At 55.4% G+C, this 18,923-nt stretch carries 18 protein-coding genes, 1 tRNA gene and 2 rRNA genes; 7 read left to right on the top strand and 14 right to left on the bottom strand.

Features of this window, described 5'->3' with window-relative positions; translation table 11 throughout:
* The first annotated feature begins 8 nt into the window (after positions 1–8).
* The 3 genes from rrf (F3I15_RS17080) to rrf (F3I15_RS17070) all read left to right on the top strand — a co-directional run bounded on the left by rrf (F3I15_RS17080) (position 9) and on the right by rrf (F3I15_RS17070) (position 367).
* Positions 9–124, top strand: a 5S ribosomal RNA gene (gene rrf / locus F3I15_RS17080).
* 15 nt (positions 125–139) lie between these two features.
* A tRNA-Thr gene (locus tag F3I15_RS17075) sits at positions 140–215 on the top strand.
* A gap of 36 nt (positions 216–251) precedes the next feature.
* Positions 252–367, top strand: a 5S ribosomal RNA gene (gene rrf, locus F3I15_RS17070).
* A gap of 122 nt (positions 368–489) precedes the next feature.
* Here rrf (F3I15_RS17070) and F3I15_RS17065 read toward each other — a convergent pair.
* From F3I15_RS17065 to msrP, 14 genes are all read right to left on the bottom strand, one after another.
* Positions 490–1,251, bottom strand: a complete 762-nt coding sequence (locus F3I15_RS17065) for an amino acid ABC transporter ATP-binding protein (RefSeq protein WP_150018720.1) — start codon at positions 1,249–1,251, stop codon at positions 490–492.
* An 8-nt stretch (positions 1,252–1,259) separates the two neighbouring features.
* Complete coding sequence (locus F3I15_RS17060; RefSeq protein WP_150018719.1) at positions 1,260–2,360, bottom strand: amino acid ABC transporter permease; 1,101 nt, start codon at positions 2,358–2,360, stop codon at positions 1,260–1,262.
* A gap of 14 nt (positions 2,361–2,374) precedes the next feature.
* Positions 2,375–3,553 (bottom strand): amino acid ABC transporter permease, encoded by a 1,179-nt coding sequence (locus tag F3I15_RS17055; RefSeq protein WP_150018718.1) that lies wholly within the window; start codon positions 3,551–3,553, stop codon positions 2,375–2,377.
* A gap of 68 nt (positions 3,554–3,621) precedes the next feature.
* Entirely contained in the window at positions 3,622–4,647 is a 1,026-nt protein-coding gene (locus F3I15_RS17050; RefSeq protein ID WP_039380737.1) for an amino acid ABC transporter substrate-binding protein, read from the bottom strand.
* 505 nt (positions 4,648–5,152) lie between these two features.
* Complete coding sequence (fis, locus tag F3I15_RS17045; RefSeq protein WP_003855228.1) at positions 5,153–5,449, bottom strand: DNA-binding transcriptional regulator Fis; 297 nt, start codon at positions 5,447–5,449, stop codon at positions 5,153–5,155.
* A gap of 24 nt (positions 5,450–5,473) precedes the next feature.
* Positions 5,474–6,439 (bottom strand): tRNA dihydrouridine synthase DusB, encoded by a 966-nt coding sequence (dusB, locus tag F3I15_RS17040; protein ID WP_039380734.1) that lies wholly within the window; start codon positions 6,437–6,439, stop codon positions 5,474–5,476.
* 370 nt (positions 6,440–6,809) lie between these two features.
* Positions 6,810–7,691, bottom strand: coding sequence for a 50S ribosomal protein L11 methyltransferase (gene prmA / locus F3I15_RS17035; protein WP_039380731.1), 882 nt, complete (start codon positions 7,689–7,691; stop codon positions 6,810–6,812).
* An 11-nt stretch (positions 7,692–7,702) separates the two neighbouring features.
* Positions 7,703–9,148, bottom strand: coding sequence for a sodium/pantothenate symporter (gene panF / locus F3I15_RS17030; protein WP_150018717.1), 1,446 nt, complete (start codon positions 9,146–9,148; stop codon positions 7,703–7,705).
* Positions 9,138–9,380 (bottom strand): YhdT family protein, encoded by a 243-nt coding sequence (locus F3I15_RS17025; protein ID WP_150018716.1) that lies wholly within the window; start codon positions 9,378–9,380, stop codon positions 9,138–9,140. The genes panF and F3I15_RS17025 overlap by 11 nt, the downstream gene beginning before the upstream one ends.
* A gap of 71 nt (positions 9,381–9,451) precedes the next feature.
* Entirely contained in the window at positions 9,452–10,801 is a 1,350-nt protein-coding gene (accC, locus tag F3I15_RS17020) for an acetyl-CoA carboxylase biotin carboxylase subunit (protein ID WP_150018715.1), read from the bottom strand.
* An 11-nt stretch (positions 10,802–10,812) separates the two neighbouring features.
* On the bottom strand, positions 10,813–11,277 hold the full coding sequence (gene accB / locus F3I15_RS17015) for an acetyl-CoA carboxylase biotin carboxyl carrier protein (protein WP_039380716.1): 465 nt from the start codon (positions 11,275–11,277) through the stop codon (positions 10,813–10,815).
* A gap of 21 nt (positions 11,278–11,298) precedes the next feature.
* Positions 11,299–11,751, bottom strand: a complete 453-nt coding sequence (gene aroQ, locus F3I15_RS17010) for a type II 3-dehydroquinate dehydratase (protein ID WP_071669162.1) — start codon at positions 11,749–11,751, stop codon at positions 11,299–11,301.
* A 232-nt stretch (positions 11,752–11,983) separates the two neighbouring features.
* The gene (msrQ, locus tag F3I15_RS17005) at positions 11,984–12,586 is read right to left on the bottom strand and encodes a protein-methionine-sulfoxide reductase heme-binding subunit MsrQ (protein WP_150018714.1); all 603 of its coding nucleotides are present in this window, start codon (positions 12,584–12,586) and stop codon (positions 11,984–11,986) included.
* Complete coding sequence (msrP, locus tag F3I15_RS17000; RefSeq protein ID WP_150018713.1) at positions 12,587–13,591, bottom strand: protein-methionine-sulfoxide reductase catalytic subunit MsrP; 1,005 nt, start codon at positions 13,589–13,591, stop codon at positions 12,587–12,589.
* A 297-nt stretch (positions 13,592–13,888) separates the two neighbouring features.
* On the opposite strand from msrP, the gene csrD reads away from it, so the two are divergent.
* From csrD to mreD, 4 genes are all read left to right on the top strand, one after another.
* The gene (gene csrD / locus F3I15_RS16995; RefSeq protein ID WP_150018712.1) at positions 13,889–15,835 is read left to right on the top strand and encodes an RNase E specificity factor CsrD; all 1,947 of its coding nucleotides are present in this window, start codon (positions 13,889–13,891) and stop codon (positions 15,833–15,835) included.
* 309 nt (positions 15,836–16,144) lie between these two features.
* Positions 16,145–17,188 (top strand): rod shape-determining protein MreB, encoded by a 1,044-nt coding sequence (gene mreB, locus F3I15_RS16990; RefSeq protein WP_003855260.1) that lies wholly within the window; start codon positions 16,145–16,147, stop codon positions 17,186–17,188.
* A gap of 212 nt (positions 17,189–17,400) precedes the next feature.
* Entirely contained in the window at positions 17,401–18,435 is a 1,035-nt protein-coding gene (mreC, locus tag F3I15_RS16985; protein WP_150018711.1) for a rod shape-determining protein MreC, read from the top strand.
* Positions 18,432–18,920 carry a rod shape-determining protein MreD gene (gene mreD, locus F3I15_RS16980; RefSeq protein WP_039380697.1) on the top strand — a complete coding sequence of 163 codons (489 nt, stop codon included), beginning with the start codon at positions 18,432–18,434 and terminating at the stop codon, positions 18,918–18,920. Before mreC ends, mreD begins: the two co-directional genes overlap by 4 nt.
* Positions 18,921–18,923 lie beyond the last annotated feature (3 nt).

Raw genomic sequence — 18,923 nt, 5'->3', positions numbered from 1 at the left:
AGAATTTGCCTGGCGGCCACAGCGCGGCGGTCCCACCTGACCCCATGCCGAACTCAGAAGTGAAACGCCGTAGCGCCGATGGTAGTGTGGGGCCTCCCCATGCGAGAGTAGGGAACTGCCAGGCATCCAATTAAAGCGTGCTGATATGGCTCAGTTGGTAGAGCGCACCCTTGGTAAGGGTGAGGTCCCCAGTTCGACTCTGGGTATCAGCACCAGTTTAAAAAAAGCATGAGTTCGGGTAAAAGAATTTGCCTGGCGGCACTAGCGCGGTGGTCCCACCTGACCCCATGCCGAACTCAGAAGTGAAACACCGTAGCGCCGATGGTAGTGTGGGGTCTCCCCATGCGAGAGTAGGGAACTGCCAGGCACCAAACACAGAAGCCCTGAACGAAAGTTCAGGGCTTTTTTGTTTTTGCCTGACAGGATAAAAACGCGCAGCCATAAAAAAGCCCCTGCTGCATGGCAGGGGCAGAGCTAAGGGCGCTGAGGTCAGTGAATAACCTGCGACAGAAACGCGCGGGTACGCTCTGAGCGTGGGTTAGCGAAGAACTCCTCTGGCGGCGCCATCTCTACGATCTCTCCCCGATCCATAAAGATCACCCGGTCAGCCACCGTACGTGCAAATCCCATTTCATGCGTCACACACAGCATGGTCATGCCATCTTCTGCCAGGCCAATCATGGTATCCAGCACCTCTTTTACCATCTCAGGATCAAGGGCTGAAGTTGGCTCGTCAAACAGCATAATTTTGGGTTTCATACAGAGCGAACGGGCTATCGCCACACGTTGCTGCTGACCACCAGAGAGCTGTCCCGGAAACTTATGGGCATGTTCAGCGATGCGCACCCGCTCAAGGTAGTGCATCGCCAGCGCTTCCGCCTCCTTCTTCGGCACCTTTCTCACCCAGATGGGGGCCAGCGTGCAGTTCTGCAGCACGGTAAGGTGCGGGAACAGATTAAAGTGCTGAAACACCATGCCGACTTCGGTGCGTACCCGTTCGATGTTACGCACGTCATCGTTAAGATGAATGCCGTCCACGACGATACGTCCCTGCTGATGCTCTTCCAGATGATTGATACAGCGAATAGTGGTCGATTTTCCTGAGCCTGACGGGCCGCAGAGTACAATGCGCTCACGCGGTTTAACCTGCAGATTAATATCCTTAAGCACGTGAAACTGTCCATACCATTTGTTCACGTTTTCGAGCGTAATCATCATAGCGTTAGCCGCCGTCGTTATTGTGGATGTCATAGTAAACCTCAGTGCGCTTTACGCCCGGTGTGAAAACGCTTCTCCAGATACTGGCTATAGCGCGACATGCTAAAACAGAAAATCCAGTAAACCAGTGCAGCGAAGACATAGCCTTCTGTGGACATGCCCAGCCATGCAGGATCGACCGTGGCCTGCTGCACGCTGCTGAACAGATCAAACAGGCCGATAATGATCACCAGACTGGTATCTTTGAAGAGTGCAATAATGGTATTCACCAGCCCGGGGATCGTGAGCTTAAGCGCCTGCGGCAGGATCACCAGCGCCTGTGTCCGCCAGTATCCCAGCGCCAGCGACTCAGCCGCTTCATACTGGCCTTTTGGCAGCGCCTGCAGACCGCCGCGCACCACTTCCGCCACATAGGCGGACTGAAACAGAATCACGCCAACCAGCGCCCGAACCAGTTTATCGATAGTCGTGCCTTCCGCCATAAACAGCGGCAGCATGACAGAGGACATAAACAGCACGGTGATCAGCGGTACGCCCCGCCAGAACTCAATAAAAATAACGGATAGCGTACGCACTACCGGCAGGTTTGAGCGCCGGCCCAGTGCCAGCAGAATACCCAGCGGTAATGCGCCGGCGATACCGACGGAAGCGATAATCAGCGTCAGCGTCAGGCCGCCCCATTGACGGGTTTCCACCCGCTCCAGACCAAAATAGCCACCATAAAGCAGCAGCCACACCGTAACCGGATAGAGCACCGCCCAGCAGGCAAGATAGCGACCGCGGCGCGGCATGGCGCGGATAAAGAGCGGAATAAGTGACAGTAAACCGATAACCAGAGCCAGGTTGATTCGCCAGCGCAGTTCGTGCGGATAGAGTCCATACATAAACTGACCAAAGCGTGCATGGATAAACACCCAGCAGGCCCCCGCTTTAGTGCAGTCGGCACGGGTTTCGCCCAGCCAGTTTGCCTGAAATATCAGCCAGTTCAGTGCCGGTGGAATGACACTCCAGATGAGCCACAGACTGACCAGGGTCAGCAGGGTATTCAGCCAGCCGGAGAAGAGATTTTTGCGCGCCCAGCTCCAGCTCTTCTGCAGCAGATTACTGCTTACCGGCGGCGTTTCATGTGTTGTCACAGACATAGTGTTTCGTTCTCTTAACGCTCAACCAGCGCAATTTTGCGGTTATAGAGGTTCATCAGCAGGGAAATGGTCAGGCTGATGATGAGATAAACCGCCATGGTAATCGCAATGGTTTCTATTGCCTGACCGGTTTGATTAAGCACCGTACCGGCAAACAGCGACACCATATCGGGGTAGCCGATAGCAGCGGCCAGCGACGAGTTTTTGACGACGTTTAAATACTGACTGGTCAGCGGAGGAATAATGACGCGCATCGCCTGGGGAATAATGACCTGGCGTAGCGTCACGGGATTCGGCAGTCCCAGCGAGCGCGCCGCTTCACTCTGGCCATGTGGTACTGACTGAATACCGGCGCGGATCACCTCAGCAATAAATGAAGAGGTATAAATGGAGAGCGCCACCGTCAGCGCCGCCAGCTCCGGGATCATCACAAAGCCACCGCGGAAATTAAATCCGCGTAGCTCAGGCACATCCCAGTGCACGCCTGCGCCAAACAGGGTATGGGCCATCAGCGGCAGCAGCACAATGAGCCCGGCTGCAGCGGGCCAGGTACGACGCAGCTGACCGGTTTTCAGCTGATGTTTGCGATTAAAGCGAAACAGCGCCAGGCTGGCGATAATGCTTAACGCCAGCGCAACCAGAAACGGCAGCGTACCAGGTGCATACTGGGGCCATGGAATATACAAGCCACGGTTACTGACAAAGGCGAGATCAAAAGCGTTCAGCGCCTGCCGCGGGCCCGGCAGATTACGCAGTACGGCAAAGTACCAGAAGAAAATCTGCAGCAGCGGCGGAATATTACGGAACGTCTCAATATAGATGGCGGAGAGCTTACGCAGCAGCCAGTTATCGGACAGGCGCGCCAGGCCTACCGCAAAGCCAAGCAGGGATGCAAAGACGATGCAAAGTGCGGAGACCAGCAGGGTATTGGTCAGCCCGACCATAAAGACCCGGGCATAGGTATCTCCCTCGGTGTAGTCAATCAGATGCTGAACAATACCAAAACCGGCACTGCGCTCCAGAAAGCCAAAACCTGACGTAATGCCGCGGTTAGCCAGATTGATAATGGTGTTGTGGATCAAATATCCCACCACGGCCACTACCGCAATAATCGCGACAAACTGGTAAAGCCAGGCGCGAACCGCAGGGTTACCGAATGAAAAATCCCTTTTCACGGTTGGGCGTTGCGACATGTTGAAACCTCAATGATAGATACGCGTGGGCGCCACAGGACGCGGCGCCCGACTGGCACAGCAGTGAATCAGCGCACCGGCGGTGCGTACTGAATACCGCCCTGATTCCAGAGCGCATTCTGTCCGCGTGCGATTTTCAGCGCGCTATCTTTACCCACGTTGCGGTCAAAAATTTCCTGGTAGTTGCCCACCTGCTTGATGATGTTATAGGCCCACTTATTATCCAGTTTCAGGTCTTTACCAAAGTCGCCTTCTGCACCCAGCAGATGCGCCATATCAGGCGTGGTCGGTTTTGCTGCCATCTGATCGACGTTTTTTGAGCTGATACCCATCTCTTCGGCATTCAGCATGGCAAACAGCGACCACTTAACAATCGTAAACCAGTCGTCATCACCGCGACGTACCAGCGGCCCGAGCGGCTCTTTAGAGATCACTTCCGGCAGTACGATAAATTCGTCAGGCTTGCCCAGCTTGATACGCAGCGCATAGAGTTGAGATTGATCGGAGGAGAGCGTATCGCAGCGGCCGCTATCAAGCGCTTTGGCTGATTCATCAGAGCGGTCAAAGGTGACCGGGGTATACTGCATTTTATTCGCTTTGAAATAGTCGGCGACATTCAGTTCGGTATCGGTACCCGCCTGAATACAGACCGTTGCGCCATCCAGCTCTTTGGCACTTTTCAGCCCCGCTTTCTTATGCGTCAGAAAGCCGATGCCGTCATAGTAGTTTACGCCGGCAAACAGAAAGCCCATGCCGCCATCGCGTGAAGAGGTCCAGGTAGTATTACGCGACAGGATATCCACTTCGCCCGACTGCAGCGCAGTGAAGCGCTCTTTAGCCGTCAGCGGGGTATATTTAACTTTGCCGGCATCGCCAAACACGGCGGCAGCGGCGGCACGGCAGACATCCACATCAATACCCGTGAATTTGCCGCTGGCATCTGCGTACGAGAAACCAGGCAGTCCATCACTGATCCCACACTGTACAAAGCCTTTCTTTTTAATTGCGTCCAGAGTGGCGCCTGCATGCGCCTGCTGAGTCACGCTCAGCAGCGTGGCAGCGGCAATCAGGGTGGAGAGCATCATCTTTTTCATAAAGCATCCTGTGTGGCGGTTCGTCTGTTGTTATTGTGGTGCGCACTTTGTAGTGCACTGCTGTCTGTCTGTGGCAATTAGCCATCCAGCCTGTTGCAAAGCTGATGCCAGGTTTGCAGCAGGCTGAATTCTTCAGGAAAGAGCGTCAGAAAAGGGCAGGAAGTAACGTGCGGTTACTATCGCGCACCAAAAGGCAGCATGACGAGTCGCCGCGATCACAAATAGTGCAAATAGTTTCACTATTGGCGCGCAGTGTGAGCTATCGCTCATTAGCCGGAGCAGTTAATGCCGCTATGGATAAACGCAGCAGCGACCGGGGCTAGTGCCAGGCTCATGTGAACAGCCCGCAGATTTACGCAGAAGAGGGAACAGAAAAAATGACGCAGGAGATTGCAACGATAGTTACCATTCAGGCGGTAACTGTTTCATGCAGGGTGACAGAAGAAAGCGGCGACAGAAACAAAAACGCCAGCCCGGAGGCTGGCGTTTTCGCAGCAACGAACAATTAGTTCATGCCGTATTTTTTCAGCTTCTTACGCAGAGTACCACGGTTGATACCCATCATCAGGGCTGCACGGGTCTGGTTGCCACGGGTATACTGCATTACCATGTCCAACAGAGGCTGCTCAACTTCAGCCAGTACCAGCTCATACAGATCACTAACATCCTGACCATTCAGTTGAGCAAAATAGTTCTTCAGTGCCTGTTTAACCGAATCACGCAGTGGCTTTTGGGTCACCTGATCCTGTGAGTTAACGGTAGAAACGGTCAGTACGTCAGAATTTACGCGTTGTTCGAACATAGTTCTTTCAGCTCTTTATTTCGTTTACGCAAGATTTTCGAAGTATGCCTCCAACGCCTCCAGCTGTTCGCTGGCATCCTCAATGGCGTTGAATGTGCGCCGAAACTGGTCGTCAGGGGCACTTTCCTGCAAATACCAGGAAACGTGTTTTCGGGCAATACGGTATCCCTTGCGCTGACCGTAAAAGTCGTGCAGCTCCCGTATATGTCCAATCAGCATTTGCTTCACCTCTGCCAGCGGCTTTGGTGCAAGCAGCTCCCCTGTGTCCAGATAATGCTGGATTTCCCGGAAGATCCACGGTCTTCCCTGAGCAGCACGTCCTACCATCAGAGCATCTGCCCCGGTGTAGTCGAGCACTGCCCTGGCTTTATGCGGGTCAGTTATGTCCCCATTCGCGATAATCGGAATGGAAACGCTCTGCTTAACTGTCCGAATGCTGTCGTATTCAGCCTGCCCCTCAAACAAACAGGCGCGGGTGCGTCCATGAATGGTGAGAGCCTGAATGCCACAACGTTCAGCCAATTGGGCAATCTCTGTACAATTACGATTTTCTTTGTCCCAGCCGGTGCGAATCTTCAGCGTAACCGGTACGTCTACTGCGTTTACGACCGCACGGAGAATCGATTCTACCAGTTGCGGATGCTGCAGCAGCGCGGAGCCTGCCATCTTACGATTCACTTTTTTAGCCGGACAGCCCATATTGATATCGATAACCTGCGCGCCAGACGCAACGTTAATTCGCGCGGCGGCAGCCATCTCATCGGGATCGCAGCCAGCAATCTGCACGGCACGAATGCCGGGCTCGTCACTATGCACCATACGCAGCCGGGATTTGTCACTGGCCCAGACTTCCGGGTTAGATGACAGCATCTCGGAGACAGTCATACCGGCGCCGTTCTCGTAACAGAGTGTGCGAAATGGCTTATCGGTTACTCCGGCCATAGGCGCAGCAATGAGGCGATTACGTAGCTGGTGGTGTCCAATGCGCATGAAAAAAGAAGTGACCCTAACTGTTCGCAAGGCGGCGTATATTACGCATTTTTTCCGGAAGATGAAAGGCCAAACTTTGAACAACAGCCTCTTAACATTAAAGCCTATCCGCTGCGATCAACGCGCCTCTCATAATAAACCTTTTAAATCATAAGATTAAATATTTAAGGCGAAATTGTGAACAAACATTTTTCTGAATTCAGACCGCAAAACGCGATATAAAAGCCACGATTTTGATGAATTAACCATAGAATTAACGGCTATTTGCGCAAATTTAATACAAAATTATTCTGACCGCGGGCAGGACAGGTGGCGCACGCCCTCTGTTCCGAAAAACCCCAGGCTTGCGCTTGCACGCCTGGGGTCAAAATCAGCGCAGACGCCCGGTAATACGGCACCACTCCTCTTTCTCCGCGACCGGATCAAGCGCGAAGCGCTCAGCGTAAGCTTCGCAGACGCTTTCTGCCTGACTGGCCAGTACGCCAGAGAGGCCGAGGTAGCCGCCTGCTTTTGGCAGAACGCCGATCAGCGGTGCCAGTTCGCGCAGCGGGCCCGCCAGGATATTGGCGACCACCACGTCAGCCTGCAGGTTTTCAGGCTGCTGATGTGGCAAGTAGAGCGACAGGCGATCTGCCACGCCGTTGCGTTCAGCGTTATCACGGCTCGCCTGAATGGCCTGCGGATCGATATCGATCCCGATCGCCTGTGCGGCACCTAGCTTGAGCGCGGCGATCGCCAGAATGCCGGAGCCGCAGCCAAAGTCGATCACCGTTTTGCCCTGCAGATCGAGACCATCCAGCCAGCTCAGGCAGAGTGACGTGGTAGGGTGAGTTCCGGTGCCGAAGGCCAGGCCAGGATCGAGCATGACGTTGACCGCGTCAGGATCGGGAACATCGCGCCAGCTTGGACAGATCCACAGGCGCTCACCAAAGCGCATCGGATGGAAGTTGTCCATCCACTCGCGCTCCCAGTCTTTATCTTCGATCTGCTCGATCTTGTAGTGAAAGGTCGATCCCGGCACCGGCTGCAGACGCAGTGCGGCGACCACCTCATCCATATCGCTTTCGGCGTCAAACAGGCCGATGACATCAGTATCGCCCCACAACCGGGTTTCACCCGGAAGAGGTTCATACACCGGATTATCGTGCGTATCCTGAAACGTCACCGAGACGGCACCCACTTCCATCAGCGCGTCGCTCAGCGGCTCAGCCTGTTCTCCGGTGCTGTTAATCTTGATTTGAATCCATGGCATAGCGTTTCTCTTTATTTCAGTGCAGCGTCGTGCGTCGCAGACGCGCTGCCAAACAGGTTACCTGCCAGAAAAGCGAGCAGGCTCAGGGTTAGCGAAGGAACAATAGGGTGGAGTCCCCACCATTCAATATTCAGGCTGGCGAGCAGCGTATAGCTTACGGCACCGGCGAGCATACCGCTGATGGCCCCGGCAGCGTTGGCGCGCTCCCAGTAGAGACCCAGCACCAGCGGCCACAGAAAGACCGCTTCCAGTCCGCCAAACGCCAGCAGATTAAGCCAGATAATCATATCCGGCGGATTCCAGGCGGCCAGCAGCAGCAGGATGCCCAGCACAAAAGTAATCGTGCCGGAGAGCATGCGCAGCCGCGCTTCATTTTCACTCTGCCGGGGCGCCACACGCAGATAGAGATCTTTGATCAGCGTAGCGGATGCCTGCAGGAGCTGCGCGTTAATGGTCGACATAATAGCCGCCATCGGTGCGGCAAGAAAAATGCCGGCTGCCACTGGAGGCAGTACGGTAATCATCAGCGTCGGGATTACCCGATCAGGTATGGTTAAATCGGGCAGCACCGCACGTCCCAGCGCGCCAGCCAGATGCATCCCCAGCATCAGGAGCACCACCACGATGGTGCCGAGAATAATCCCGCGGTGCATCGCCTTGCTGTCTTTGTAAGAGATGCAGCGTACGGCGGTATGCGGCAAACCGATGACGCCAAAGCAGACCAGCACGGCGAATGAGCTGAGGAAGGCAGGTGTAATCACATTGCCTGCCCCTTCCGGCGACACCAGCTGCGGATCGATAGCGCGCAGCGTGCTGACCGCGTGACTCAGCCCGCCGGCATGATGAATAACGGCAAACAGCAGCAGAAACGTGCCGGCCAGCATCACCAGACCCTGCATTGCATCGTTCAGCACGCTGGCGCGAAAGCCCCCGAAAGCCGTATAAAGGGCGATAGTTCCGCCAAAAATCAGCAGGCCCGTATCGTAAGGAATGCCCGCCGCCGTTTCCAGCAGACGAGCGCCGCCGATAAACTGCACGGTCATGGCACCGATAAACGCTACCAGCAGGCTGATACTGGCCAGCCAGATCAGCAGCGGGCTGCGATAGCGACCATAAAGCATATCGTTGAGCGTTACTGCGTTATAACGCCGGGCCAGAATGGCAAATTTCTTGCCGAGCACGCCCAGTGATAGCCAGACGGCAGGCACCTGAATCATCGCCAGCAGTACCCAGCCCAGACCATATTTATAGGCGGCACCGGGACCCCCTATAAATGAGCTGGCGCTGATATAGGTTGTGGTCAGCGTCATGGCCAGCACAAACCCGCCCATGGAGCGGCTGCCGAGAAAATATTCGGTCAGAAAACTGCCCTGGCGCTGCTTGCGCATGGCGATCACCGACAGCACGGCGATCAGAACCAGATAAGCCAGCAGCGGCAGAAGGATCTCACTCTCCATCACGGTCCTCCAGTGACATATCACGGAAAATGACGCGGACCATCAGCGCACAGAGTCCGGTAAACAGTAGCGGTGCAAATATGCAGGAGAGTTCGAACCAGCGCGGCAGGCCAGATATTCCGCTTTGCGTCCCGCCGAGCCAGGCAGACAGGGCCCACACCAGCAGATACGCGAGAGAGAGGCCCAGCGACCAGCGTGCCTCTTTGTTCGCTTGTAAAAAACGCCCATCCATCAGGTCACCTCACAGGCGATAACAATAAAAAAGGCCGGATTAACCGGCCTCTGTCGTGCTCTGCGCTGCGATTACTTTTCGTGCAGGCCGAGTTTTTTCTCCAGATAGTGGATGTTGGTGCCACCCTGCTGGAAGTTTTCGTCGGACATGATTTTCATCTGCAGCTCGACGTTGGTTTTGATGCCGTCGATGATCAGCTCAGCCAGCGCATTTTTCATGCGGGCGATCGCCACTTCACGGGTTTCGCCGTAAGTGATGAGTTTGCCAATCATGGAATCGTAGTACGGCGGCACGCTGTAACCAGCGTAGATGTGTGATTCCCAGCGTACACCAAAGCCACCCGGCGCGTGGAAACGCGTAATTTTACCCGGGCTTGGCAGGAAGGTATTGGGATCTTCGGCGTTGATACGGCATTCCACCGCATGACCGCGCACGACCACATCTTCCTGTTTGATCGACAGCGGCTGACCGGCAGCAATACGCAGCTGCTCTTTGATAAGGTCAACGCCGGTGATCATCTCGGTAACCGGATGTTCAACCTGAATACGGGTGTTCATCTCAATGAAGTAGAACTCACCGTTTTCATACAGGAACTCAAAAGTACCGGCTCCGCGATAGCCAATTTCCACGCAGGCGTTAGAGCAGCGCTCGCCGATGAAGCGACGCAGTTCCGGCGTGATGCCTGGCGCAGGTGCTTCTTCCACCACTTTCTGGTGACGACGCTGCATGGAGCAGTCGCGCTCCGCCAGATAGATGGCGTTACCCTGACCGTCGGCCAGCACCTGAATTTCGATATGGCGCGGGTTCTCGAGGAATTTCTCCATGTAGACCATGTCGTTATTGAAAGCCGCTTTGGCTTCCGCTTTCGTCATGCCGATGGATTGCTCAAGATCTTTTTCATGGCGTACAACGCGCATACCGCGTCCGCCGCCGCCGCCAGAGGCTTTGATGATAACCGGATAGCCGATACGCTTCGCGATAGCGCGGTTCTTATCCATATCATCAGTCAGTGAGCCATCTGAACCCGGAACGGTCGGTACGCCCGCTTTTTTCATCGCGGTAATAGCAGAAACTTTGTCGCCCATCAGACGGATTGTATCCGCTTTCGGACCCACAAAGATAAAGCCTGAACGCTCAACCTGCTCAGCAAAATCAGCGTTCTCAGACAGAAAGCCGTATCCCGGATGGATAGCAACTGCGCCGGTAATTTCAGCGGCAGAGATCAGGGCCGGAATATTCAGGTAACTTTTGACCGACTGCGCCGGGCCGATGCAGACAGTTTCATCTGCCAGCAGCACGTGCTTGAGGTCGCGATCTGCCGTGGAGTGGACCGCTACGGTTTTGATGCCCAGCTCTTTGCAGGCACGCAGAATGCGCAGCGCGATTTCACCACGGTTAGCAATGACAATTTTATCCAGCATGCTTCGCCTCGTTATTCGATGACGACCAGCGGCTCGTCAAATTCAACCGGCTGGCCGCTTTCTACCAGGATCGCCTTCACAACGCCGGATTTATCGGCTTCGATCTGGTTCATCATTTTCATCGCTTCAACGATGCACAGGGTATCGCCAGCGTTCACTTTCTGACCCACTTCCACAAACGCTTTTGCGTCCGGGCTTGGGGTGCGATAGAAGGTGCCGACCATCGGTGAACGGACAATGTGACCGCTGACTTCAGGCTTAGCTGCTTCAACCGGAGCGGCAGCAACCGGCGCAACGGCAGCGGCCAGTGCAGGCTGCGGAGCCGGTGCAGCATAAGCCTGCTGCATCATAGGATAACCGACATTGGCAGGTGAACGGCTGATGCGAACTGACTCTTCGCCTTCAGAGATTTCCAGCTCAGCAATGCCGGACTCTTCAACCAGTTCGATCAGTTTCTTAATTTTACGAATATCCATGAGTGTGGTTCCGTACTCTGTTTAATTGGAATGTGACAGGCGTTTTATCGCCGTTTGTAAAGCCCACGCGTACCCATCCGCGCCAAGTCCACAAATGACGCCGGCAGATACATCGGAAAGATAGGAGTGGTGCCGGAACGGCTCGCGTGCATGCACGTTGGAGAGATGCACCTCGATAAAAGGTATGCTTACCGCCAGCAAAGCATCACGCAGCGCAACACTGGTGTGCGTGAACGCAGCCGGATTGATGATGATGTAATCCACATCGCTGCGTGCGGCGTGAATACGATCGATCAGCTGATATTCTGCGTTCGATTGCAAATGACTCAATTTCACATGGTGCTGGTCAGCCTGCTGCGCCAGATCGCTGACGATATCAGCCAGCGTGGCGTGACCATACTTGTCAGGCTCGCGCGTTCCCAGCAAATTCAGGTTGGGACCGTTCAACAACAGTATGTGAAATTTATGCGCCATCTTGCGGCTATCTCCTGCAATCATTAGGGCATCGCGTAAAATACCGCGACATCCTTCATTTGTCACCCTTGAGAGTGAAAAAGAAGGGTTTGCTTGCACTAAAGCCGGGCATTATATCCGTTTCGGGACAATTCGCAGCAAAATACTGGTCTTATCTGCGAAGTTGATCCGGTGCGGCCCGAAGGCCACACGTTTTAACAGAAAGCGGGGGGAGAAAACAACCTCAGGAAAATCAGCGGCTGAAGCTTTTGCGTAACTTTTTGTAGCGCCACGCCAGCAGCAGCGCGGCTGCCAGCGCATAGAGCCACGGCTGCGGCGACAGGACTTTGACTGACCAGAGATAGTGAATGGGAACGAGGATCGCTACCAGATAGATAGCGTTATGCAGCGTTTGCCAGCGTCTGCCGAGCTTGCGCTGCGCGCGCTGAAACGAGGTTATCGCCAGCGCAAATAGCACCACCCAGCTGATCATACCCAGCAGCAGATAAGGGCGGGCGAAAATTTCACTGCCGAGCAGGCGCAGATGCGTAAAGCCCAGCTCCAGCAGCCAGTAGCTAATCAGATGTAGCGTGGCCCAGGCAAAGCACCAGAGTCCCAGCATCCGGCGGGTGCGGATCAGCAGTGGCTGTTTCAGATAGCGCGTCAGCGGACTGACCAGCAGCGTTGCCAGTAACAGCTTCAGCGCCATTCTGCCGGTAAAGTGCTGAATATCTTTGGCCGGATCGGCGCTCAGCCAGCCCTGAGCAGCCGAAAGCACCAGATAGAGCAGCGGCAGCAGGGCGGCCAGGTGCAGCACTACTTTAAGCCAGGTAACCTGTCGCAGGGTCAGGCGCATTTAAAAATTCTCCCGCAGATCGAGCCCGCGATAGAGTGACGCAACCTCGCGTGCATAACCGTTAAACAGCAGCGTAGGCTGCCGCTCTACGTTGAGCAGGCCGCCCGCGCCGATAAAACGCTCTGTCGCCTGTGACCAGCGCGGGTGGTCAACGTGCGGATTCACATTGGCGTAAAACCCATATTCGCTGGCGGCAATCTGGCTCCAGGTCGTCGGCGGCTGGTCAGCGGTCAGCGTGATTTTCACAATCGATTTAATGCCTTTGAAACCATATTTCCACGGCACCGTCAGGCGTATCGGGGCACCATTCTGCGGCGGCAGCGCTTTGCCATAGACACCGGTGCTGAGCAGCGTCAGCGGATGCATCGCTTCATCCAGCCGCAATCCTTCAACATAGGGATAGTCGAGCCCGCCGCCAATAAAGCGATCTTTCTGACCTGGCATCTGCTCAGGGTCGTAGAGCGTCTGAAACGCCACGTAGCGTGCGTTGCTGGTGGGTTCAGCCAGCTTCAGCAGCTTACTGAGTTCAAAGCCCACCCAGGGCACGACCATTGACCAGGCTTCGACGCAGCGCATCCGGTAGATACGCTGCTCCATGGCAAAGCGTTTAAAAATATCATCCATATCCAGCGTTAGGGGCTTAGCCACTTCGCCTTCAATACGCAGCTGCCAGGGTTCAGTCTTCAGTGAGCCGGCGTTGGCTGCGGGATCGGCCTTATCCAGGCCAAACTCATAAAAGTTGTTGTAGCCCGCGACTTTATCGTAAGGCGTCAGAGGTAAATCCGCCTGCCACTGTGCGGGTTTAGTGAAGGTCAAATCGCGTCCTGCCGGTGCCGGCGGACGATCGTTTCCTTTAAACCAGCTCAGAATGTCCGCCCGCGCGCTACCCGGCAGCGTTGCGGCGGCAGCACCAATGCCCAGCGCCTTCAGCACCTGACGCCGGCGCAGCGCAAAGATGTTTTCCGGGGTAACATCAGCTTCAGTGAGAGTGTGCTTGAATTTCATGGTGTTCTCCGGCAGATAAGCAGTGATCATTAAGATGCGTAAACCCCATCGGCGATGCCACTTTGCCGGAGAAAATATGAAATTTCCTGGCAGACAGCCTCTGTTGAGAATAGGACGAAAAAGCCCGCCCGGCAGTCAGGCGCCGTGACTTTACCGTTATACTCGCGCGACAGCGTGCTTGCCGGAGCATTGGCGCTGATTCAGACAGCTATTTATGGTACTTTGCTCAGGATTGCGTCAGCTGAATGACGCACAGGCTGGCTGCCCGTTTATAACCGCAGTGGTACAGGCACAGGGATGCGATTAACAACGAAGTTTTCTGCGTTTATTACATTATTAAGCTTACTGGCAATGTTACTGATGCTGGTAGGCTGCGCTTTTAGTTTTATCTGGCTGTCGCAGGAGCGCGTTGAGAACCGTATCGATACGCTGGCGACCGAAGTCGACAAAGCGCTGATGACTCAGTCGCCGCAGGAGGTTGAACAGTGGCTGACGCGGCTGATGCCGGTGATCAACGCTGAGCAGGTCACGCTGCGTAATGATGAAGGCGAACTATTCCGCCTCACCCGCCATGAGAATCCGATGCTGGAAGATGAGCCTAACCGGTTTATTCAGCTTGAGCTGCCCCTGGTGCATGCGCCCGAGATGCAGCTGCGCGTCGTGGTACTCGATCCGGCGAAAACCTGGTTCCGCTCCTTTACCGGTGCCTATACGCTGGTGGTGCTGCTGAGCGTGGTTGCCATTATGGCGGCGCTGCTGGCGATGACGCACCACTGGCTTAATCGCCGCTGGCGCAATATGGATCGGCTGGAGGCACGCGCGGAACGCATTATTGCCGGCGAGCGAATCGCCCGCGTCCCGGGCACCACTGAATGGCCGGCCAAAGCCAGCCGCGCGCTGGATACGCTGCTCAGCGATCTGCAGGAGGCGGGAGAACAGCGTCTGCGAATCGATACGCTGATCCGCACCTTTGCGGCTCAGGATGCGCGCACGGGCCTCAATAATCGCCTCTTTTTTGATAACCAGCTGGCGACGCTGCTGGAAGATCAGGAGGATGTCGGCACGCATGGCGTGGTAATGATGATCCGTCTGCCTGACTTCGACAACCTGCATGAAATAATTGGTCCGACGCTGGCCGAAGAGTACCTGTTTGATATCATCAATATGTTTTCAACGTTTGTGCTGCGCTACCCGGGGGCGCTGCTGGCACGCTATTTTCGCAGTGATTTTGCCGTACTGCTGCCGCACCGGACGCTGAAAGAGGCGAATAGTATTGCTGAGCAGCTCATCAATGCGGTGGACTCTCTGCCGCCGATGCGCAGGGTGGATCGCGATGATTTAATCCATATTGGCATCAACGCCTGGTGCAGCGGACAGAGCGTACTGCAGGTGATGGAGAACGTCGAACTGGCCACACGGCGCGCCGTACTGCAGGGAGGCAACACCTGGTCGGTGGGCGAGGGTAATCCGCTGGATATGGGCCGCGGCAGCGTGCGCTGGCGTACGCTGCTGGAAAATACGCTCAATCGCGGTGGTCCCCGTCTTTATCAAAAGCCTGCGGTACTGCTGGATGGTAAAGTTCATCATCGTGAGATGCTGGCGCGCATATTTGATGGCGATAAAGAAGTGGTTGCCGCCGAGTTTATGCCGCTGGTCATGCAGCTGGGGCTGACTGACAGCTGGGATCGTCAGCTGGTGACGCGCATCGCCGCGCTGACAGAAGTGTGGCCGGATGAGACGCTGGCGCTGCCGGTAAGCATCGATTCACTTCTGCAGCGGCCGTTCCAGCGCTGGCTGCAAAAACTGCTGCTGCAGTGCAATAAATCCCAGCGCCGGCGATTTTTATTTGAACTTGCCGAGGCGGATGTGTGTCAACACATCAATCGCCTGCTGCCGGTCTTTCACATGCTCACCACGTTTGGCTGCCGTATCGCGGTCGATCAGGCGGGAATGACGGTGGTCAGCAGCGCCTATATCCGCCAGCTTCCTGTTGATGTGATTAAGCTGGATCCGGGACTGGTACGAAATATCGATCGCCGCACAGAGAATCAGCTTTTTGTGCAAAGCCTGCTGGAGGTATGTAAATCCACCTCCAGCTATGTTTTTGCTGCTGGCGTGCGTACCCGGGCTGAATGGCAAACCCTGACTGCGCTCGGGGTATCGGGCGGGCAGGGGGATTTGTTTGCGCCATCCTTACCGGTTAACAGTAACGTTAAAAAACACTCGCAACGTTACCGCATTTGATGTGCTGGCAGGGATTGTCCCGGCAATCAGTGTTTTTCTGGCATTAACCAGCGGGAGCGGGCAGAGCCAGAGGCATGAAATGTTAAATTTTATGTCGATAACCCCGCCGCCGGCCCGGGCAATTTGCGTTAAAGAGGGCCGTTTAGCGCTATCTGGCGCTGCCAGTAGCGAACAGTACCGGCCGGAAAAATTATACGGTCTATTTTTTCACCGTAGCCGAACGTTTTTGCGCCTTGTAGCGGCTTCGTGTGGTTGGTAAAGTAAGCGGATTTTATTTTCCGCCCCCAGCTTGCAGGATTATCCCTTAGTATGTTTAAAAAATTTCGCGGCATGTTTTCCAATGACTTGTCCATTGACCTGGGTACTGCGAATACCCTGATTTATGTAAAAGGACAGGGCATCGTGCTGAACGAGCCTTCAGTGGTTGCTATCCGTCAGGATCGCGCCGGCTCCCCAAAGAGCGTAGCGGCTGTTGGTCATGACGCAAAGCAGATGCTTGGCCGTACGCCGGGCAACATTGCCGCTATTCGTCCGATGAAAGATGGCGTGATTGCCGACTTCTTCGTGACTGAAAAAATGCTCCAGCACTTTATTAAGCAGGTACACAGCAACAGTTTTATGCGCCCGAGCCCGCGCGTACTGGTGTGTGTACCGGTCGGCGCGACCCAGGTTGAGCGTCGCGCTATCCGTGAATCTGCGCAGGGCGCAGGAGCACGCGAAGTATTTCTGATTGAAGAGCCGATGGCTGCGGCTATCGGTGCTGGTCTCCCGGTCTCTGAAGCAACCGGTTCAATGGTCGTGGATATCGGTGGCGGTACGACTGAAGTCGCCGTGATCTCCCTGAACGGCGTGGTCTACTCCTCTTCTGTACGCATCGGTGGCGATCGCTTTGATGAAGCTATCATTAACTACGTGCGCCGCAATTACGGTTCACTGATTGGTGAAGCCACCGCAGAACGTATCAAACACGAAATCGGCTCAGCCTATCCGGGTGACGAAGTGCGCGAAATCGAAGTGCGTGGCCGTAACCTTGCAGAAGGCGTGCCGCGTGGCTTTACGCTGAACTCAAATGAAATTCTTGAAGCACTGCAGGAGCCGCTGACCGGCATCGTCAGCGCGGTTATGGTTGCGCTGGAGCAGTGTCCGCCAGAGCTCGCTTCTGATATTTCAGAGCGCGGCATGGTGCTGACCGGCGGTGGTGCACTGCTGCGTAATCTGGATCGCCTGCTGATGGAAGAGACAGGTATTCCGGTCGTGGTAGCGGAAGATCCGCTGACCTGCGTAGCGCGTGGCGGCGGTAAAGCGCTGGAGATGATCGACATGCATGGTGGCGATCTGTTCAGCGAGGAGTAATTCCTCACTGGCTGCGACCATGATCATATTGCGCAGGGAATCGCGACAATACTCATCATAAACTGAACCGCACGCAGCGATGCATCATGCAGCGGCGGTTCAGGCATGGGTAAATGGCGCGGCTGCGTATGACGGCATAATGCGTCCAGCCCTGGAGGCGCGGGTCTGCGGACTGGTGCTTCTTCCCTGATGTCGAGGAATTCGCAGAATTTATGAAGCCGATTTTTAGCAGGGGGCCTTCCCTGCAGTTGCGTCTCTTTCTGGCCGTTATCGTGGCAATTGCGATTATCATCGCCGACAGCCGCGTAAGTACTTTCTCCCGGATCCGCAACTATCTGGACACGTCAGTCAGCCCATTTTATTTTCTGGCCAACGGCCCGCGACAGCTGCTTGACGGCGTGTCGGATACGCTGGCATCCCGTCAGCAGCTGGAGCTGGAAAACAAAGCGCTGCGCCGCGAGCTTTTCCTGAAAAACAGCGATCTGCTGATGCTGGGGCAATATAAGCAGGAAAACGCCCGCCTGCGCGAGCTGCTTGGATCGCCGCTGCGTCAGGATGAGCACAAGATGGTGACGCAGGTGATCTCAACCGGTACCGATCCCTATACCGATCAGGTAGTGATCGACAAGGGTAGCGTAAACGGCGTTTACGAAGGTCAGCCGGTGATCAGCGATAAAGGTGTCGTCGGGCAGGTGGTGGCCGTTGGCCAGCTGACCAGTCGCGTGCTGCTGATTTGCGACGCCTCTCACGCGCTGCCAATTCAGGTGCTGCGTAACGATATTCGCGTTATTGCTGCCGGTAACGGCTGCAGCGAAGATCTGCAGCTGGAGCATCTGCCAGGCAATACAGATATTCGCGTCGGCGACGTGCTGGTGACATCCGGCCTCGGCGGCCGGTTCCCGGAAGGTTATCCGGTCGGCGTCGTGTCGTCAGTCAAGGTGGATACCCAGCGCGCCTATACGGTCATTCAGGCGCGTCCGACTGCCGGGCTGCAGCGTCTGCGCTATCTGCTGCTGCTGTGGGGAGCAGATAAAAATGGCGATATGCCGATGGCACCGGATGAGGTACATCGCGTAGCGAACGAGCGTCTGATGCAGATGATGCCTCAGGTGCTGCCACCGGCGGGCGAAATGGGGCCGCCGGCGCCCGCGGGGATGCAGCAGAGTCAGCAGATAGGACCGCCATCCTCTGCGGCCCGCGGAAGTTCACAGAGCACGCCGGCGAACACGCGTGGGGGCCAGCCTTGAGCCGATATCGCAGTCAGGGACGGTGGGTAATCTGGCTCTCTTTTCTGCTGGCATTAATTCTGCAAATCATGCCGTGGCCGGAGCAGTTCTATATGTTCCGGCCGTCGTGGCTGCTGCTTATCCTGATCTACTGGGTGCTGGCGCTGCCGCATCGGGTCAACGTCGGCACCGGGTTTTTTCTCGGTGCCGTTATGGATCTGATTGCCGGCTCCACGCTGGGCGTACGCGCGCTGGCTTTCAGTATCATCGCCTACCTGGTCGCCTTTAAATTCCAGCTGTTCCGCAACCTTGCATTGTGGCAGCAGGCGTTAATGGTTATGGTTCTTTCTCTGGCAGTAGATGTCATTGTTTTCTGGGCTGAATTCCTGGTCATAGATGTCTCATTCCGGCCTGAAATTTTCTGGAGTAGCGTGGTCGACGGCATTCTCTGGCCCTGGCTATTCTTATTGATGAGAAAGATCCGCCGGCAGTTTGCCGTTCAGTAAGGA

The sequence above is a fragment of the Pantoea sp. M_9 genome, from assembly GCF_008631385.1.
GTDB classification, from domain to species: domain Bacteria; phylum Pseudomonadota; class Gammaproteobacteria; order Enterobacterales; family Enterobacteriaceae; genus Pantoea; species Pantoea eucrina.
This window is presented reverse-complemented; position numbering and strand designations above follow the sequence as displayed.

Coding starts and splice junctions, on each gene's coding strand:
- panF (WP_150018717.1), bottom strand. CDS start 9,148: ATGGAGAGTGAGATCCTTCTGCCGCTGCTGGCTTATCTGGTTCTGATC.
- dusB (WP_039380734.1), bottom strand. CDS start 6,439: ATGCGCATTGGACACCACCAGCTACGTAATCGCCTCATTGCTGCGCCT.
- F3I15_RS17025 (WP_150018716.1), bottom strand. CDS start 9,380: ATGGATGGGCGTTTTTTACAAGCGAACAAAGAGGCACGCTGGTCGCTG.
- aroQ (WP_071669162.1), bottom strand. CDS start 11,751: ATGGCGCATAAATTTCACATACTGTTGTTGAACGGTCCCAACCTGAAT.
- msrP (WP_150018713.1), bottom strand. CDS start 13,591: ATGAAATTCAAGCACACTCTCACTGAAGCTGATGTTACCCCGGAAAAC.
- mreB (WP_003855260.1), top strand. CDS start 16,145: ATGTTTAAAAAATTTCGCGGCATGTTTTCCAATGACTTGTCCATTGAC.
- prmA (WP_039380731.1), bottom strand. CDS start 7,691: ATGCCATGGATTCAAATCAAGATTAACAGCACCGGAGAACAGGCTGAG.
- fis (WP_003855228.1), bottom strand. CDS start 5,449: ATGTTCGAACAACGCGTAAATTCTGACGTACTGACCGTTTCTACCGTT.
- F3I15_RS17060 (WP_150018719.1), bottom strand. CDS start 2,360: ATGTCTGTGACAACACATGAAACGCCGCCGGTAAGCAGTAATCTGCTG.
- accB (WP_039380716.1), bottom strand. CDS start 11,277: ATGGATATTCGTAAAATTAAGAAACTGATCGAACTGGTTGAAGAGTCC.
- F3I15_RS17055 (WP_150018718.1), bottom strand. CDS start 3,553: ATGTCGCAACGCCCAACCGTGAAAAGGGATTTTTCATTCGGTAACCCT.
- csrD (WP_150018712.1), top strand. CDS start 13,889: ATGCGATTAACAACGAAGTTTTCTGCGTTTATTACATTATTAAGCTTA.
- mreC (WP_150018711.1), top strand. CDS start 17,401: ATGAAGCCGATTTTTAGCAGGGGGCCTTCCCTGCAGTTGCGTCTCTTT.
- msrQ (WP_150018714.1), bottom strand. CDS start 12,586: ATGCGCCTGACCCTGCGACAGGTTACCTGGCTTAAAGTAGTGCTGCAC.
- accC (WP_150018715.1), bottom strand. CDS start 10,801: ATGCTGGATAAAATTGTCATTGCTAACCGTGGTGAAATCGCGCTGCGC.
- F3I15_RS17050 (WP_039380737.1), bottom strand. CDS start 4,647: ATGAAAAAGATGATGCTCTCCACCCTGATTGCCGCTGCCACGCTGCTG.
- F3I15_RS17065 (WP_150018720.1), bottom strand. CDS start 1,251: ATGACATCCACAATAACGACGGCGGCTAACGCTATGATGATTACGCTC.